Source organism: Metabacillus idriensis (genome assembly GCF_009674765.1).
Lineage (GTDB): Bacteria > Bacillota > Bacilli > Bacillales > Bacillaceae > Bacillus_P > Bacillus_P idriensis.
On record NZ_WKKF01000002.1, the window covers coordinates 618,563 to 633,709 of the forward strand.

Consider the following 15,147-nt stretch of genomic DNA (forward strand, 5'->3'; position numbering starts at 1 on the left):
CAGCCAATAAACAATCCTTATGTGAAAAGGAGCTGGATTGTCAATGACAGCAATTAAAACAAAGGCGCTCACATTGTCATATGGAGAAACAACCATTATAGATGAGCTCGATTTAGATATCCCAAAAGGCGAAATAACGGTATTCATCGGCAGCAACGGCTGCGGAAAATCAACACTTCTGCGTTCAATAGCACGGCTTTTAAAACCTGAAAAAGGCGCAGTTCTTTTAGAAGGTGAAGCTATTGCGAAGCTTCCCACTAAGGAAGTGGCTAAGAAACTTGCCATTTTGCCCCAAGGTCCTGCTGCACCTGAAGGTCTGACAGTGCTTCAGCTTGTCAAGCAAGGCCGATATCCTTATCAAAACTGGCTTAAACAATGGACGGAAAAAGATGAGAAGGCAGTCATGAGCGCGTTAGAGTCTACAGGAATGCTTGAATTGGCTGAAAGACCAGTTGATTCATTGTCTGGCGGACAGCGCCAGCGTGCCTGGATTGCCATGACTTTAGCTCAGGATACGGATATCATTTTACTTGATGAACCAACGACTTATTTAGATATGACTCATCAAATTGAAATTCTGGATCTCTTATTTGAGCTGAATGAAAAAGAACAGCGAACGATTGTAATGGTTCTTCATGATCTTAATTTAGCCTGCCGTTATGCACACCATATAGTTGCCATTAAGGATAAGCAAATCTATGCTGAAGGCAGACCGGAACATGTCATTAACTGCAATCTTGTGAAGGATGTTTTTCAAATGAACTGCGAGGTAACAATGGATCCTCTGTTTGGAACACCTCTTTGCATTCCGCATGGCAGGGGCCGGTGCATCATTAAAGAGGCGGCAATATAATTATGAACCATTTTACAAAAGAAGAACTAGGGCATTTATCGAGATTCAGGCTGAGTTTGGAACGAAATGATTCAGTCTTATCGGTAGATGCAGCAAACTTGCTGCATCCTGATTTTCTCTCGCGATATTTGATGGAGATCCAGCCGAGAATTCATTCAGACAGATTAAATGTTACAGGGTCTATGCTTGTAAAACGGTATGCCTTCCTTGCAGCGATGGCTCTTTTCTCTATGACTGTTTTCGGAAAAAAACTGAATACGGACCCTGCAAATCTTTCACTTGTGACGGATGATGAGGATCCATTATGGCTGCCGTCTTTTTACTTCCGTTCGATGGAATGTATTCCCGTTTCTGAAAGCAGAGAAGCGTGGAGAGACGAATTGCTGAGAGATTTATTCCGGGACCATATTAGCAAACTCATTTTGATTGTGGCTAAGGAAGCAAGAATTTCCAAGCTGATACTTTGGGAGAATGTCGTCCTCTATGTTGTATGGATGTACGATACGCTGCTTGCAAACAAACCTGAGTATGTTACGATAGAGCAAATACAAGCGGATTATATGTATGTAGTGAATGAAGCAGACGGAGAACTTTTCGGAGAAGGAATGAAAAACCCTTTCTTGCCTTTCTATAGGGAACCAGGGCAAGCAGCAGAAGCGCCGAAACTTAGACAAACATGCTGTCTTTACTATCTGACTTCAGAAAAAAGAGATCGCTGCAGTACTTGTCCGAAGCATTGTTTAACATAATGGATGATTAGGAGGAGATCTTGTTGAAGGAAGATCTTAAAGAACCGCTGAATGGCCTAATTGAAAAATATACAGAACTGCTTCTTGGAGAGGCGACGCCAGAACTTCAGGAAAAAGTAAAAAACTGGGTGATCTATTCACATATCGCGAAATCCATGCCGCCTCTTGTAAAGCATTGGAACGATACGTATCCTGCAGAAAAAGAAAAGGTAAAACAGCTTATTGCAGAAATTAAGCAGCTGAATGAACAGCATCGGGAAAAATCACAGATGAATAATAAAGAATCATAATTAATCTCAGAGAACGAATGAACAGCTCTGGGATTTTTTGTTTTATTCGGCAGAATAGTCTTTTGCAGTTTTTTTTGTAAAGAAATAGTAAACAGGCAAGCATAGGAAAAAGGGTATGACAGAACCTGAAACCGCTTTAATTGTACCATCCTGATAGGTGACTGTGTGTTCCCACTTCAGCCAGACGATTTCAAATGCATAGCCAATCACATATAAGAGACCCACAGAAAAGAGATATAGAAATACAGATCCCGCATAATATTTCATTTGAAATCAACTCCAGTATTTTCCTTTATTGTGATTATACTGTATATTTTGAAAGAGTGAAAGAATGGAAAAATCTTTCATCAGTGAATAAATTCTTGCAAAAATGGGGGACTAACCAATCATGTGTCAGTCAATAGCAATTATCCGTCCAATTGAAACGAAGGATCTTATTCATTTATGGGAGATCAAGTATAAAGATGAGCACCCTGAGTGGAAGAAATGGGATGCTCCTTATTTTGAACATAAAAATCTTACTCTGACAGACTTTCTTTCACAGAAAGACAGTATCGTAGATCAAGAGGATTACTGGGCCATCGTTGCCGGTGACAAAATTATCGGCACAGTAAGCTATTATTGGGAGCATGAGCCTTCACTATGGCTTGAAATGGGGATAGGCATTTATGATCCCTCTTATTGGAACGAGGGATATGGAACGAAAGCCTTCCGTTTATGGATCGATCACTTATTTGAGACGTTGCCTATTGTAAGAGTCGGCTACACCACATGGTCCGGAAATATAAGGATGATTAAAGTGGGAGAAAAGCTTGGCATGACAGTAGAGGGGCGCATGAGAAAGTGCAGAGTGGTAAATGGAGAACACTATGATTCCATCAGAATCGGTTTATTGAGGGAAGAGTGGGAAGAACGGCCTGAAAAAAGGTAAATTTTTAAAATGATAAAAAACGGGTTCGACCAGGGAATGAGAGGGGTATAGATAGAAGAAGAGTAATTCCCAGGGAGAGTGAACACAAAATGGACCAATCAAGACCAGTTATCGGCATATCAAGCTCAGTAGTAGATCACGGAGATATTCCGAGCGTGCATGTGCATCAAAAATATATTAGTTCTGTCATTCAGGCTGGAGGGATTCCAGTTGTTATTCCGCTAATAGACGATGAAATGGCAAAAGTTATCGTATCAAAATGCGACGGCTTTATACTAAGCGGCGGGGAGGATGTGGACCCTCATTCTTACGGGGAGGACCCAGATCCAAAACTTAGAAAAACAAACGGTGTGCGGGATGAAATGGAAACAGCCGTTGTGAAATATGCGAAAGAAACCAAAAAACCTGTATTTGGAATTTGCCGGGGCATTGCGATGCTGAACGCAGCTCTCGGAGGTACGGTCACACAGGATATCGAGAGTACTTACGAGAATCCAATAAAGCATTATCAAACAGCAGACCGTCCGAATCCAACTCATGAAATCATGGTTGAAAAAGGCAGCAAACTGCAGGACATTTTCGGAACGGATACGGTCCGTGTGAACAGTATGCACCATCAGGCAGTCGGAAAGCTTGCAGATGGGTTAGTTGCAACAGCTAAAGCGTCAGATGGGATCGTAGAAGGACTTGAAGGAACTGACAACGAGTGGTATGTACTTGCCGTTCAATGGCACCCTGAAGAAATGGCGGCCCAGGATGAGGCGATGCATAACCTGTTTAAAACATTTGTGGATAATTGCAAATAAAAAAGAAAGCGGCATAGTGCTGCTTTCTTTTTTATTTGGGCTAGTTTGCGGTGCACTCGGACAGAACGGCTCAGCCAGCGCATGCAATCCTTATCTGCCTGTCGGGGCTAAACGGGCGATTCCGGTTTTCGTGGTGTCTAGCTCCATCGCCCAGCCCCTCGGTCAGAACAGATCCGCCTGTCGATTCCGCTTTTCGTTATTGAAGATAAGGTGATTGCTGCTGCAGGTAATTAGCGAACTGCTGGTGGGATTGCTGCAGTTTTTGGCTGTCTGCCGCTTCGAGCTTGTACCAGCCGTTTTTGTACATAAGATTATATAATTCTCTTTGGCAATTTTGAGTCTCGTTGAAGATCCCCTGAATATCCTGATAAAGAGAATCATGGCTCATTTCATTTAGGGCTGTGCAATAAGAATCTGTCATATATTTTTCAGTAGCCAGCAGTTCATTGATAAAGTCCCGGTCATTCATTTGAGGGGTTTTAGGTACTTGTGTTTCAGGGTTGCCGATTTTGTTCTGATTCTGATTATTATTCATCCTGCACCTCTCCTACTGAAGCTGTGTTCCGTATGCTTCCTGATTTGGATTTAAATGAGTCAAAATTTTAGAATAATGCTGTTCGTGCATCTTTCCAACCTTCTCAAGCTCGCTTTTTAATTGCTGATCACTGCATTGTCCCGCAAAGAAGTGAGCTTTTTTCATGGCAATTAAATTCCACGAAAGCATATCTGTTAAGTAAAGGTGATCTTTAGTCGTAATGACTGATGGCGGCTGCTGCATCATGCCTTGCTGCGTGCCTGTATTCTGCTGTTGTTGCATAGGTATAACCTCCTTCAAACATTTTCTTCCTTATCGTTCCTCATCCGAGAAATCCTATACGGAAATTAGGTGACAAATCTCGGGCAGCTAAATGTAAATAATATTCAAACTATTTTAAATATGATAAAGTAACAGATAATTCTTGGTTAATGCGCCAAACAGAGTGGAGGACTTCAAATGGAGCAATTACTTCGAAGTTTTTTCTTGTTTTTATCAAAGAATAAAAGAATGACAAAGGCTGCAAAGAGATATGGTTTAAGATTTGGAGCAGCACGCTTTGTTGCCGGTGAAACGATTGAACTTGCAGCAGCTGCCATAAAAAAGCTGAATGAAAAAAATTTAGATGTGACAATTGATTATTTGGGTGAATTCGTCGATAACGAAGCGGAAGCAAATGAAATGGCGAATCAAACCATTCAAGCAATAGAAGCAATAAGCAGAGAAAATCTGCGGTCACAGCTTTCCTTAAAGATGACCTCCATGGGACTTGATATCTCAGATGAGGCGGTACTTAGGAATATGCGGCGGATTCTGGATGCGGCAAAGATAAATAATGTTTTTGTCACCATTGATATGGAAGATTATTCGCGGTGCGGGAAAACAATCAAAATTTTTAAAACCTTGAAGAAAGAGTACGATAATGTCGGAACGGTGATTCAGGCATATCTGTACAGAACAGTTAAAGATATTGAAGAGCTGAATCCGCTTCACCCCAATTTACGGCTTGTTAAGGGAGCATACAAAGAATCTCCGCGTGTAGCTTTTCCTGAAAAAAAAGATGTTGACGAAAATTTTAAGAAAATCATAAAAATGCATTTACTAAATGGAAATTATACAGCAGTTGCTACTCATGATGAAGCGATCATTGAATTTACAAAACGCTTGGTAAAGGAAAATAACATTCCGAGTGATCAATTTGAATTTCAAATGCTGTATGGCATCAGACCGGAACGTCAGCTCGAACTGGTGAAGGAAGGATATAAAATGAGGGTATATGTCCCATATGGCACAGACTGGTACGGTTACTTTATGCGCCGTCTTGCTGAACGGCCGGCAAACGTTGCTTTCGTACTGAAGGGAATGCTTAAGAAATATTAAAGGAGATGTCCAATAAGTCTCTAAAATGAAGCAGGCAGGAAAGACAAATGTTATTTCCTGACTGCTTTTTTCTGTATGCGCTTTTCATAATCACCCTCGGCCCCATTTTGACACCGCGGCGTATTTGTCCTAAATCCATTGGTACCCCGCTAACTGATAAAAAGGGTGATGACTCAACTCGACAAAATCGTGTATATACAGAGTTTTCTGTAAAAAAATTCTGTTCTATGGAGATACTACTTTAAATTGGGTAACCATTGGTTGCATGGCTTTTCGCGCAGAAACCAAAATTGCGGAATCATAGGGTACGGTTGAATCCACTTTTCTGCGCAAGAACTAAAATTGTGGAATCAAAGGGTACGGTTGATTCCACTTTTCTGCGTAAGAACTAAAATTGCGGAATCAAAGGGTACGGTTGATTCCACTTTTCTGCGTAAGAACTAAAATTGTGGAATCAAAGGGTACGGTTGATTCCACTTTTCTGCGCAAGAACCAAAATTGCCGAATCATAGCGTGTGGATGATTCCACTTTTCTGAGCAAGAACTAAAATTGCAGAATCAAAGGGTACGGTTGATTCCACTTTTCTGAGCAGAAACCAAAATTGTGGAATCAAAGGGTACGGTTGAATCCACTTTTCTGCGTAAGAACTAAAATTGTGGAATCAAAGGGTACGTTGATTCCACTTTTCTGCGCAAGAACTAAAATTGTGGAGTCATAGGGTACAGTTGATTCCACTTTTCTGAGAATCAAAGGGTACGGTTGATTCCACTTTTCTGAGCAGAAACCAAAATTGCGGAATCATAAATTTCAAAAAGAAAAAAGAGAGTTTGCAGGTAAAAAAAGCCGATTCTCATAAGAATCAGCTTTCATTAGCCTTATTCATGTCCCATGTTTTTCTTTCCATATTGCTGATTTGTACTAGAGCGTTTGCCCCCGCCATCCATCTCGTTTGTTGGACCAGAGCTGCCTTTTACGCTTGATGCACTTACTCCTGCTTTAGATGGTTGTTTCTTTAATCTTGCCATAATTGGTCACCTCCTGGCTTTTATCCTTCCCGCAGCTGCTTTTTTTCATGCTGTCTGCAATTAATATGTGAATTTTTTGTAAATGTATTGAACAAATTTTCGAAATCTTTTATATTAGTATATAGAGGAATTGATTCCTGACTATTTTTTTCATCAAAAAATGAATGAGCATTCATTCAAATTAACAAAAGGGGGAGCATTCATGGTCCAGCGAATTAAAAAAGCTGCAGTTTTAGGATCTGGTGTAATGGGTTCAGGAATTGCTGCACACTTGGCAAATATCGGAATCCCTGTATTATTGCTTGATATTGTACCGCGCTCACTTACGGATATCGAAGAGAAGAAAGGACTTTCTTTGGAAGATCATTCTGTCAGAAACCGAATCTCAAACGAAGCCATCCAAAAGTTATTAAAACAAAAGCCGGCTCCGCTGACTGCAAAGGAAAATCTTTCATTGATCGAAGCGGGTAACTTCGAAGATGACATGCACAGATTGTCTGAAGCTGATTGGATTATTGAGGTAGTTGTTGAGAACCTGGACATAAAGAAAAAAGTCTTTACATTAGTTGATCAATATAGAAAACAAGGGAGCATTGTCAGCTCTAATACATCAGGAATCTCTGTTGAGGCAATGGCTGAGGGAAGATCTGAGGATTTTCAAAAGCATTTTCTCGGAACGCATTTCTTCAATCCGCCCCGTTATTTAAAATTGCTCGAAGTAATTCCAACTAAGGCAACATCACCAGAGGTTTTATCTTTCATTAAAACATTCGGGGAGGATGTGCTCGGCAAAGGTGTTGTGGAAGCGAAAGACACTCCAAACTTTATCGCAAACCGAATTGGAACATACGGTCTGCTTGTTACTGTTCAGGAAATGCTGAAAGGAAAATACAGTGTAGGGGAAGTAGATTCTGTTACAGGACCGCTGATCGGACGCCCGAAAAGCGCCACGTTCAGAACACTTGATGTTGTGGGACTTGACACATTTGCACATGTAGCAAAAAACGTATATGACCAGGTTGAAGGCAGCGAAAAAGCGGTCTTTGAAATCCCTGAATTTATGAAGAAAATGCTTGAAAATGGCTGGCTTGGAAGCAAATCAGGCCAGGGCTTCTTCAAAAAAGAAGGAAAAGAGATTCTTGAACTGAATCCAGATACACTCGAATACGGAGAAAGAAAAAAATTAAAGGCCCAAAGCATTGAGACGGCAAAACAGGCAAAAGGTGCAGCCGCTAAAATGAAAGCGCTTATCTACTCTGGTGACAGAGCTGGCCAGTTGCTTTGGAATATTACAAGTCCGACTCTCCTTTATTCAGCAGAATTATTAGGTGAGATTGCAGATGACATCGTTGCGATTGATGAAGCCATGAAATGGGGCTTTGGCTGGCAGTATGGCCCATTCGAGACATGGGATGCCATCGGGCTCTCAAAGTCAGCTGCAAAAATGGAAGCAGAAGGCCGCAGTGTTCCGTCATGGATTAAAGACATGCTTGAGCGAGGATTTACTTCTTTTTATAAAAAAGAAGATGGCATCTCTTATTTTTATCATGATGGAGATTACAGACGCATTCAGCAAAACGAAAAAGTCCTTGATTTAAAAGAGATTAAAGAGAAAAAAGGGGTCATTAAAAAGAACAGCGGTGCAAGCTTAATCGACCTTGGAGATGATGTCGCACTTCTTGAATTCCATTCACCAAACAATGCAATTGGCATGGACATCATTCAAATGATTAATTTCTCCATCGATGAAGTAAACAAAAATTACAAAGGGCTTGTCATCGGAAATCAGGGCAAGAACTTCTGTGTCGGAGCAAACCTTGCGATGATTTTAATGGAAGCCCAAGATGATAACTACTTTGAAGTGGACATGGTTGTCCGCCACTTCCAGCAGGCAATGATGAAGATTAAATACAGTTCTAAACCGGTAGTAGCAGCCCCGTTTGGCATGACGCTTGGCGGCGGAGCAGAAATCTGTCTTCCGGCAGCACACATTCAGGCTTCAAGTGAAACCTACATGGGATTAGTAGAAGCAGGTGTTGGTTTAATCCCGGGCGGAGGCGGCAACAAAGAGCTTTACATTAAACTTCTGAACAGCATCCCGAAAGGTGTAGACTTCGATCTTCAGAATGTTGCAAATAAAGTCTTTGAAACAATCGCTATGGCTAAGGTTTCAGCCTCAGCTGCTGAAGCACGAAACAATTTCTTCTTAAATGAAAATGACTCAGTCAGCTTTAATGGAGACCATATACTGCATGATGCAAAGCTGAAAGTCATTGAACTGTTTGATAAAGGATATAAAGCACCTGTCCGCAAAAAGGTTCCCGTTGTAGGCGAAACAGGTTACGCAGCATTGTTGCTTGGCGCACAATCCATGCTTCAATCCGGCTTTATTTCAGAGCATGATTTAAAAATTGCGAAAAAACTTGCATATGTCATTGCAGGCGGCAAGGTTCCATTTGGTACTGAAGTGGATGAACAATACCTGCTGGATTTAGAAAGAGAAGCTTTCCTGAGCCTGGTTCAAGAGGGCAAATCACAGCAAAGAATGCAGCACATGCTTGTTAAAGGGAAACCACTACGTAATTAGGAGGGGGCACTGTTATGAGAGAAGCGGTCATTGTAGCAGGTGCGAGAACACCTGTAGGAAGAGCGAAAAAAGGATCACTTGCAACTGTCAGACCAGATGATTTAGGGGCTCTCGTTGTAAAGGAAACGCTGAAGCGTGCCGGGGGCTATGAAGGAAATATAGATGATTTAATTATCGGTTGTGCCATGCCAGAAGCAGAGCAGGGATTAAACTTGGCGCGAAACATCGGAGCGCTGGCCGGACTGCCTTACACAGTTCCTGCCATTACCGTAAACCGCTACTGCTCCTCAGGATTGCAGAGTATTGCATATGCAGCAGAAAAAATTATGCTTGGCCACTCAGATACGGCGATTGCAGGCGGCGCAGAATCAATGAGCATGGTTCCGATGATGGGGCATGTTGTCCGTCCAAATGCAAATCTGGCTGAAACCGCTCCTGAATATTACATGGGAATGGGCCATACAGCAGAGCAGGTAGCAAGAAAATACGGCGTCAGCCGTGAAGATCAGGATGCATTCGCGGTCCGCAGTCATGAGCGCGCTGCAAGAGCCATCCAGGAAGGCAAATTTGATGATGAAATTGTTGCAGTAGATGTTACACATAGAAGTGTAGGCAGCGACAATAAGCTTCAGGAAAAACAGTTCCAATTCTCGAGAGATGAAGGTGTTCGTCCTGGAACGAGCATGCAGATTCTTGCGAATTTAAGACCTGCATTTTCCGTTAAGGGATCGGTTACTGCAGGAAACTCTTCACAGACAAGTGACGGGGCTGCGGCAGTGATGGTAATGGACCGTGAAAAGGCAGATGCACTCGGACTTCAGTCGCTTGTAAAATTCAGATCCTTCGCTGTGGGCGGAGTTCCGCCTGAGGTAATGGGAATTGGGCCAATTGAAGCGATTCCGCGTGCGTTAAAACAAGCTGGACTAAGCTTATCTGACATTGGACTTTTTGAACTGAACGAAGCATTTGCCTCTCAGTCAATACAGGTAATCAGAGAACTTGGCTTAGATGAAGATAAAGTAAATGTGAACGGCGGTGCGATTGCACTCGGCCATCCGCTCGGCTGTACAGGAGCAAAATTAACGCTTTCTCTTATTCATGAAATGAAGCGCCGAAATGAACAATTTGGAATTGTTACTATGTGCATCGGCGGCGGAATGGGTGCAGCAGGCGTATTTGAATTAATTTAATAAATGCTCTTTTCGTAAACTTTGTTGCTATCGAATTAAATTTCAAAAGGACTAAATGATAAAAACCTTAAGTGGATTGCAGCGGAAGGAACTTGACTCCTGCGGGAAATAGAGCAAATTGGGAGACCCCACAGGCAAAGCCGAGGAGGCTCCCATGCTCCCCGCGGAAAGAAACGGACAACAATTAGAATGAAAAACAACAATCCAGGCTAAAACAACCATTTAATTAAATTTAGTAAACGGGGGAACCAATCATGTCTAAAACGACTGAAAATGTAATCAAAGGCGGCAGCTTTTTATTAGATGATGTGACTTTTGAAAGTGTATTTACTCCTGAGGACTTCACAGATGAACATAAAATGATTGCTAAAACGACAGAGGATTTTGTTGTAAATGATGTTTTGCCGCACTTAGAAGACATTGAGAATCATCAATTTGATAAATCTGTGAAGCTGCTTAAGCAAGCAGGCGATCTTGGACTGCTTGGAGCAGATGTTCCTGAAGAATACGGCGGACTTGGACTCGATAAAATCAGTTCAGCGTTAATCACAGAAAAATTTGCGCGTGCAGGCAGCTTTTCATTATCCTACGGAGCACATGTAGGCATCGGATCTCTTCCAATTGTGCTCTTCGGCAATGAAGAACAAAAGCAGCAATATCTGCCTGACCTTGCAACGGGCCAGCGCATTGCAGCTTACGCATTGACTGAGCCGGGTTCTGGATCAGATGCGCTTGGTGCAAGAGCAACTGCGAGACTGAATGCTGAAGGAACTCACTATGTCTTGAATGGAGAAAAGCAATGGATTACAAACTCAGGTTTTGCTGATGTTTTTGTAGTCTATGCAAAAGTTGACGGCGAGCATTTCTCAGCTTTCATTGTAGAAAAAGAATACCCTGGAGTTTCAACAGGTCCGGAAGAAAAGAAAATGGGAATCAAAGGTTCATCAACTAGAACTCTCATTCTTGAAGATGCGATGGTTCCAAAAGAAAATCTATTAGGTGACCTTGGAAAAGGCCATGTTATTGCCTTTAATATTCTTAACATCGGAAGATATAAATTAGCGGTAGGTACAATCGGCGGATCAAAACGCATTATTGATGTCTCTGTTCAATATGCGAATCAGCGCCAGCAATTTAAAACGCCAATCAGCAGCTTCTCGCTGATCCAGGAAAAACTTGCTAATATGGCTTCTAAAACCTATGCAATGGAGAGCTCTGTTTACCGTACAGTAGGATTGTTTGAAGACCGCATGAGCCGCTTGTCTCCTGAAGAGGTAAAAGACGGCAAAGAAGTAGCTGCTTCCATTGCTGAATATGCGATCGAGTGCTCATTAAATAAAGTATTGGGATCTGAAACGCTTGATTATGTAGTAGACGAAGGTGTTCAAATCCATGGCGGATACGGATTTATGGCAGAATATGAAGTGGAAAGAGCATACCGTGATTCCCGTATTAACCGTATCTTTGAAGGAACAAATGAAATTAACCGCCTATTAGTGCCGGGAACGTATTTGCGCAAAGCAATGAAAGGGGAATTGCCATTGCTGCAAAAGGCTCAAGCTCTGCAGGAAGAGTTAATGATGCTTATGCCTGAAGAAGTTGGCGAAGGCGTTCTTGAGCAAGAAAAACATTTATTGAAAAATGCTAAAAAAATCGGCTTAATGATCGCTGGACTTGCTGCACAAAAGTATGGCCAGTCATTGCAGAAAGAGCAGGAAGTATTAGTGAACATTGCAGATATCGTAAGCAATATTTATGCAATGGAATCAGCGATACTTCGCACTGAAAAAGCAATCAGCAAAACAGGAGAAGCAAAGAGTGCTCAAAAACTTCTCTACACTCAAGTGTATTGCCAGGAAGCATTTAATGAAATCGAAGCACATGCAAAAGAATCTTTAGTTGCAATTGAGCAGGGCGATACACTCCGCATGATGATTTCAGCACTAAGAAAATTCACGCGTCACACTCCGATCAATGTGATTGCTAAAAAACGTGAAATTGCAGCTGCATTAATTGAAGAAAATGGTTACCGCGCTTAAGCAGACTGTAAGAAATAGACCTTTTCCAGCAACGGAAAAGGTCTTATTTATTTGAAAAATATAGAAATTACATAATAGAAACTTGTGATTATGATTGTCCAAATGATTGTGGTAAAATAATGTTGTTCAATTACGTTGCAGGTGGTGAAAAGAGTGGCTCTTACGTTTTACTGGTATCCAAAATGCGGTACATGCCGAAAAGCAAAAAAGTGGTTTGAAGATCACAATTTGCAGGTAGAAGATGTACATATTGTCGAAAATCCACCGACAAAAGAAGAATTAAAAACGATGCTTGATAACAGCGGGCTAGAAGTAAAAAAGTTTTTTAATACCAGCGGTCAAAAATACCGCGAATTAGGCATGAAAGAAAAGGTTGCTTCTTTATCTGAAGATGAACTGCTTGAGATTCTGGCATCAGACGGCATGCTCATCAAAAGGCCATTAACAACAGACGGCAAGAAGGTTACTGCCGGCTTTAAAGAAGATCAATTTGAAGAAGCATGGGGAAAGAAGTAGAAGACTTTCACTTCAGTCTTTTTACAAATAAACATGATAAAACTTGGAGGTAATAAAAATGAACACACCAAAAGAACTTCGTTATTCTGAAGAGCACGAATGGGTTAAAGTTGAAGGCGAAAAAGTACGTATCGGGATCACTGATTTTGCTCAATCAGAACTTGGGGATATTGTATTTGTTGAGCTTCCTGAAGTTGGAGATGAAATTAAAGCAGATGAGCCTTTCGGAAGCGTTGAATCTGTAAAAACGGTTTCTGAGCTTTACGCGCCAATCAGCGGAAAAGTTGTAGAAATCAATGAAGATCTCGATGACAGCCCAGAATTTGTAAATGAGTCACCTTACGAAAAAGCATGGATGATCGTGATCGAGCCTAGCAATGTAAGTGATGTTGACAGCTTAATGACTGCTGAGCAATATGTGGAAATGACAAACGAAGACTGATAAAGGACATGGAATAAGGACACTCTAAGTTGTAAAAAGGAGGGTGTTCAAGCATGTCTTTTGAAAAGAAACGTTTAGATATTACAGACCGGGTTACAGGACGTTTTTCGGCTGGTCAAATGAACTTGTATTTTGAAAAAGAGCAAATTGGCACAATGTCTTTTGGTCAAAATGGAAATCAGGTTTCATTAAAAAATGGATATGAAGAAGAAAACCATTCCTTTTTCCAGTATGCAGACGTTTTATCAAAACAAGATGAAAAGTATGTAGATTGTGACGAAAAAAACGGCTGGTGCTAATCGAATGGCAGTGGAATGAAATGTTCCGCTGCCATTTTTGTTCAATTTCATTTCTTTTCATTTCATTTAAGAAACAACCTCATGCAATTCGAATAGGTTATAAGATAACACATACTGACTGAATAGGTGATGGCGATGTCTGCAATTGAGGTTGAAAAGGTCATAATAGTTGAAGGAACATCTGACAAACGCAAGGTTCTTAATGTTGTAAATGAACCTGTGGAAATCATCTGTACGAATGGCACAATAAGTCTTACACGTTTAGACGAAATGATTGATGAGCTGTTTTATCGAGATGTATATGTGCTCGTCGACTCAGATGAATCAGGGGATCGCCTCAGAAAACAATTCAAGCGGGAACTGCCCGAAGCTGCGCATTTATTTATAGATAGAATGTACCGTGAAGTTGCGACTGCACCTGATCAGCATGTTGCTGCAGTGCTTTTAAGCGCAAATATTGATGTTCAGGCGAAATACTTATAATTTTTAAAAGAAAAGGGAGTATCAAATAAAGCAATGATTGAAATTCAGGAAGAACAATTAGATATTTTTGCTGAAAAGGAATTTGGCATTCTTTATCTTTACACTCCATTTTGCGGAACGTGTCAGCTGGCAAAAAAAATGCTGACTGTTGTTGAAGAATTGCTGCCTGGTTTAACCATCCATACGGCAAACCTTAATTTTCTTCCGAAGCAAGCGATCAAATGGGGAATAGAAAGTGTACCCTGCATGCTTATTTTTGAAAATGGAGAAGTTGCGCAAAAGATATATGCCTTTCATTCTGTAGAACATATTTATCAAATAATGAAAGAATATGCCGCCTGAGCAGGGCGGCATTTGACATATTTCTTGGGAAATAGAAATTAACGATTATTTTGTCTGTCCAAGTCCAATAAAGTGTCGAACCTTTCTTAAAGGTGTTGGTTCGTATGAAAACGAATTAATACTTTACGATCAGAAAAGAAATGGAGAGACAAAAAATGGACTTATTTTCGTTTGTAGAAAAAATGAATGCGTCTCATTTTATCCAGCCGCTGCTCCCTATAGAAGAATTGAGAATACAGATAACCAGTTCCGGCTCGAAACAAAAGCCAGTTCTTCTAGTGCTGAAAAAAGGCACTTGTTATTTGAGCAGCGGCAATGATCATCTTTCAGCACATGTACTGGTGACTGGTAATGAAGATCATCTTTCAGACTGTTTTCATACGCCAATCAGACTTCTGCAGCTTGCTAAGCTTGGAGCACTGGAGGTTAAAGGATCTTTTCGCAATGTATTGAGACTTGAATCCATTATTCATCTGTCTAAATAATTATCTAAAAATTCAAACTACCAATTGACGGATGAAATAAAGGAGTGTTACAATTCATGTAGATTTAAGTGCGAATAACCTTATCAAGAGAGGCGGAGGGACTTGGCCCGATGAAGCCCGGCAACCGGTTGATGCAACACGGTGCCAATTCCAGCAGAGCAGGCAAACAGCTCTGGCAGATAAGAAGAGATATG

19 protein-coding genes and 1 riboswitch are annotated in these 15,147 nt (G+C 41.1%); of the genes, 15 read left to right on the forward strand and 4 right to left on the reverse strand.

What is annotated here, in order from left to right:
- Positions 1-43 precede the first annotated feature (43 nt).
- Genes GJU41_RS11285 through GJU41_RS11295 form a run of 3 tightly spaced genes read left to right on the forward strand, consistent with a single transcriptional unit; the run spans position 44 to position 1,892 of the window.
- Positions 44-853 carry an ABC transporter ATP-binding protein gene (locus tag GJU41_RS11285; protein ID WP_070874762.1) on the forward strand — a complete coding sequence of 270 codons (810 nt, stop codon included), beginning with the start codon at positions 44-46 and terminating at the stop codon, positions 851-853.
- Between the two features lie 2 nt (positions 854-855).
- Positions 856-1,602: an IucA/IucC family C-terminal-domain containing protein gene (locus tag GJU41_RS11290; RefSeq protein WP_070874760.1), complete on the forward strand. Its 747-nt coding sequence runs from the start codon at positions 856-858 to the stop codon at positions 1,600-1,602.
- 23 nt (positions 1,603-1,625) lie between these two features.
- Positions 1,626-1,892, forward strand: coding sequence for a DUF2573 family protein (locus GJU41_RS11295; protein WP_070874758.1), 267 nt, complete (start codon positions 1,626-1,628; stop codon positions 1,890-1,892).
- A 42-nt stretch (positions 1,893-1,934) separates the two neighbouring features.
- Here GJU41_RS11295 and GJU41_RS11300 read toward each other — a convergent pair whose 3' ends face one another.
- Entirely contained in the window at positions 1,935-2,159 is a 225-nt protein-coding gene (locus GJU41_RS11300; RefSeq protein WP_070874756.1) for a hypothetical protein, read from the reverse strand.
- A 121-nt stretch (positions 2,160-2,280) separates the two neighbouring features.
- Here GJU41_RS11300 and GJU41_RS11305 point away from each other — a divergent pair, with 121 nt between their 5' ends.
- Both GJU41_RS11305 and GJU41_RS11310 read left to right on the forward strand, forming a co-directional pair.
- The gene (locus GJU41_RS11305; protein WP_070874754.1) at positions 2,281-2,823 is read left to right on the forward strand and encodes a GNAT family N-acetyltransferase; all 543 of its coding nucleotides are present in this window, start codon (positions 2,281-2,283) and stop codon (positions 2,821-2,823) included.
- Between the two features lie 89 nt (positions 2,824-2,912).
- A complete protein-coding gene (locus tag GJU41_RS11310; protein ID WP_154318619.1) occupies positions 2,913-3,629 on the forward strand; it encodes a gamma-glutamyl-gamma-aminobutyrate hydrolase family protein in 717 nt (238 codons plus the stop codon).
- Positions 3,630-3,825: 196 nt separating this feature from the next.
- Here the strand turns inward: GJU41_RS11310 and GJU41_RS11315 are convergent, their stop codons facing one another.
- The gene (locus tag GJU41_RS11315) at positions 3,826-4,164 is read right to left on the reverse strand and encodes a spore coat protein (RefSeq protein ID WP_133312510.1); all 339 of its coding nucleotides are present in this window, start codon (positions 4,162-4,164) and stop codon (positions 3,826-3,828) included.
- Between the two features lie 12 nt (positions 4,165-4,176).
- A complete protein-coding gene (locus GJU41_RS11320) occupies positions 4,177-4,446 on the reverse strand; it encodes a hypothetical protein (RefSeq protein WP_154318620.1) in 270 nt (89 codons plus the stop codon).
- Between the two features lie 177 nt (positions 4,447-4,623).
- On the opposite strand from GJU41_RS11320, the gene GJU41_RS11325 reads away from it, so the two are divergent.
- Entirely contained in the window at positions 4,624-5,544 is a 921-nt protein-coding gene (locus GJU41_RS11325; protein WP_154318621.1) for a proline dehydrogenase family protein, read from the forward strand.
- 876 nt (positions 5,545-6,420) lie between these two features.
- Here the strand turns inward: GJU41_RS11325 and GJU41_RS11330 are convergent.
- Complete coding sequence (locus GJU41_RS11330) at positions 6,421-6,570, reverse strand: YuzL family protein (RefSeq protein WP_083328076.1); 150 nt, start codon at positions 6,568-6,570, stop codon at positions 6,421-6,423.
- A 202-nt stretch (positions 6,571-6,772) separates the two neighbouring features.
- Between GJU41_RS11330 and GJU41_RS11335 the strand changes: the two genes are divergently transcribed.
- The 9 genes from GJU41_RS11335 (at position 6,773) to GJU41_RS11375 (ending at position 14,953) form a co-directional block, all read left to right on the forward strand.
- Entirely contained in the window at positions 6,773-9,157 is a 2,385-nt protein-coding gene (locus GJU41_RS11335) for a 3-hydroxyacyl-CoA dehydrogenase/enoyl-CoA hydratase family protein (RefSeq protein WP_154318622.1), read from the forward strand.
- Between the two features lie 14 nt (positions 9,158-9,171).
- Positions 9,172-10,347, forward strand: coding sequence for an acetyl-CoA C-acetyltransferase (locus tag GJU41_RS11340; protein ID WP_154318623.1), 1,176 nt, complete (start codon positions 9,172-9,174; stop codon positions 10,345-10,347).
- 254 nt (positions 10,348-10,601) lie between these two features.
- On the forward strand, positions 10,602-12,386 hold the full coding sequence (locus GJU41_RS11345) for an acyl-CoA dehydrogenase family protein (RefSeq protein ID WP_070874740.1): 1,785 nt from the start codon (positions 10,602-10,604) through the stop codon (positions 12,384-12,386).
- 153 nt (positions 12,387-12,539) lie between these two features.
- Positions 12,540-12,902 (forward strand): arsenate reductase family protein, encoded by a 363-nt coding sequence (locus GJU41_RS11350; protein WP_170292778.1) that lies wholly within the window; start codon positions 12,540-12,542, stop codon positions 12,900-12,902.
- Between the two features lie 58 nt (positions 12,903-12,960).
- Positions 12,961-13,344, forward strand: a complete 384-nt coding sequence (gcvH, locus tag GJU41_RS11355) for a glycine cleavage system protein GcvH (RefSeq protein WP_070874736.1) — start codon at positions 12,961-12,963, stop codon at positions 13,342-13,344.
- 53 nt (positions 13,345-13,397) lie between these two features.
- Positions 13,398-13,643 carry a YusG family protein gene (locus GJU41_RS11360; protein WP_154318625.1) on the forward strand — a complete coding sequence of 82 codons (246 nt, stop codon included), beginning with the start codon at positions 13,398-13,400 and terminating at the stop codon, positions 13,641-13,643.
- A gap of 135 nt (positions 13,644-13,778) precedes the next feature.
- Positions 13,779-14,126: a toprim domain-containing protein gene (locus GJU41_RS11365; RefSeq protein WP_154318626.1), complete on the forward strand. Its 348-nt coding sequence runs from the start codon at positions 13,779-13,781 to the stop codon at positions 14,124-14,126.
- 33 nt (positions 14,127-14,159) lie between these two features.
- Entirely contained in the window at positions 14,160-14,468 is a 309-nt protein-coding gene (locus GJU41_RS11370; RefSeq protein ID WP_070874730.1) for a thioredoxin family protein, read from the forward strand.
- Positions 14,469-14,623: 155 nt separating this feature from the next.
- Positions 14,624-14,953 carry a hypothetical protein gene (locus GJU41_RS11375; protein ID WP_154318627.1) on the forward strand — a complete coding sequence of 110 codons (330 nt, stop codon included), beginning with the start codon at positions 14,624-14,626 and terminating at the stop codon, positions 14,951-14,953.
- A 77-nt stretch (positions 14,954-15,030) separates the two neighbouring features.
- Positions 15,031-15,139: riboswitch (SAM riboswitch) on the forward strand.
- Positions 15,140-15,147 lie beyond the last annotated feature (8 nt).

Bases quoted from the DNA above. Each gene is read 5' to 3' on its own strand.
- GJU41_RS11340 (WP_154318623.1), top strand. From the start codon at position 9,172: ATGAGAGAAGCGGTCATTGTAGCAGGTGCGAGAACACCTGTAGGAAGA.
- GJU41_RS11335 (WP_154318622.1), top strand. From the start codon at position 6,773: ATGGTCCAGCGAATTAAAAAAGCTGCAGTTTTAGGATCTGGTGTAATG.
- GJU41_RS11305 (WP_070874754.1), top strand. From the start codon at position 2,281: ATGTGTCAGTCAATAGCAATTATCCGTCCAATTGAAACGAAGGATCTT.
- GJU41_RS11320 (WP_154318620.1), bottom strand. From the start codon at position 4,446: ATGCAACAACAGCAGAATACAGGCACGCAGCAAGGCATGATGCAGCAG.
- GJU41_RS11325 (WP_154318621.1), top strand. From the start codon at position 4,624: ATGGAGCAATTACTTCGAAGTTTTTTCTTGTTTTTATCAAAGAATAAA.
- GJU41_RS11285 (WP_070874762.1), top strand. From the start codon at position 44: ATGACAGCAATTAAAACAAAGGCGCTCACATTGTCATATGGAGAAACA.
- GJU41_RS11370 (WP_070874730.1), top strand. From the start codon at position 14,160: ATGATTGAAATTCAGGAAGAACAATTAGATATTTTTGCTGAAAAGGAA.
- GJU41_RS11310 (WP_154318619.1), top strand. From the start codon at position 2,913: ATGGACCAATCAAGACCAGTTATCGGCATATCAAGCTCAGTAGTAGAT.
- GJU41_RS11345 (WP_070874740.1), top strand. From the start codon at position 10,602: ATGTCTAAAACGACTGAAAATGTAATCAAAGGCGGCAGCTTTTTATTA.
- gcvH (WP_070874736.1), top strand. From the start codon at position 12,961: ATGAACACACCAAAAGAACTTCGTTATTCTGAAGAGCACGAATGGGTT.
- GJU41_RS11290 (WP_070874760.1), top strand. From the start codon at position 856: ATGAACCATTTTACAAAAGAAGAACTAGGGCATTTATCGAGATTCAGG.
- GJU41_RS11360 (WP_154318625.1), top strand. From the start codon at position 13,398: ATGTCTTTTGAAAAGAAACGTTTAGATATTACAGACCGGGTTACAGGA.
- GJU41_RS11315 (WP_133312510.1), bottom strand. From the start codon at position 4,164: ATGAATAATAATCAGAATCAGAACAAAATCGGCAACCCTGAAACACAA.
- GJU41_RS11365 (WP_154318626.1), top strand. From the start codon at position 13,779: ATGTCTGCAATTGAGGTTGAAAAGGTCATAATAGTTGAAGGAACATCT.
- GJU41_RS11375 (WP_154318627.1), top strand. From the start codon at position 14,624: ATGGACTTATTTTCGTTTGTAGAAAAAATGAATGCGTCTCATTTTATC.
- GJU41_RS11330 (WP_083328076.1), bottom strand. From the start codon at position 6,570: ATGGCAAGATTAAAGAAACAACCATCTAAAGCAGGAGTAAGTGCATCA.
- GJU41_RS11300 (WP_070874756.1), bottom strand. From the start codon at position 2,159: ATGAAATATTATGCGGGATCTGTATTTCTATATCTCTTTTCTGTGGGT.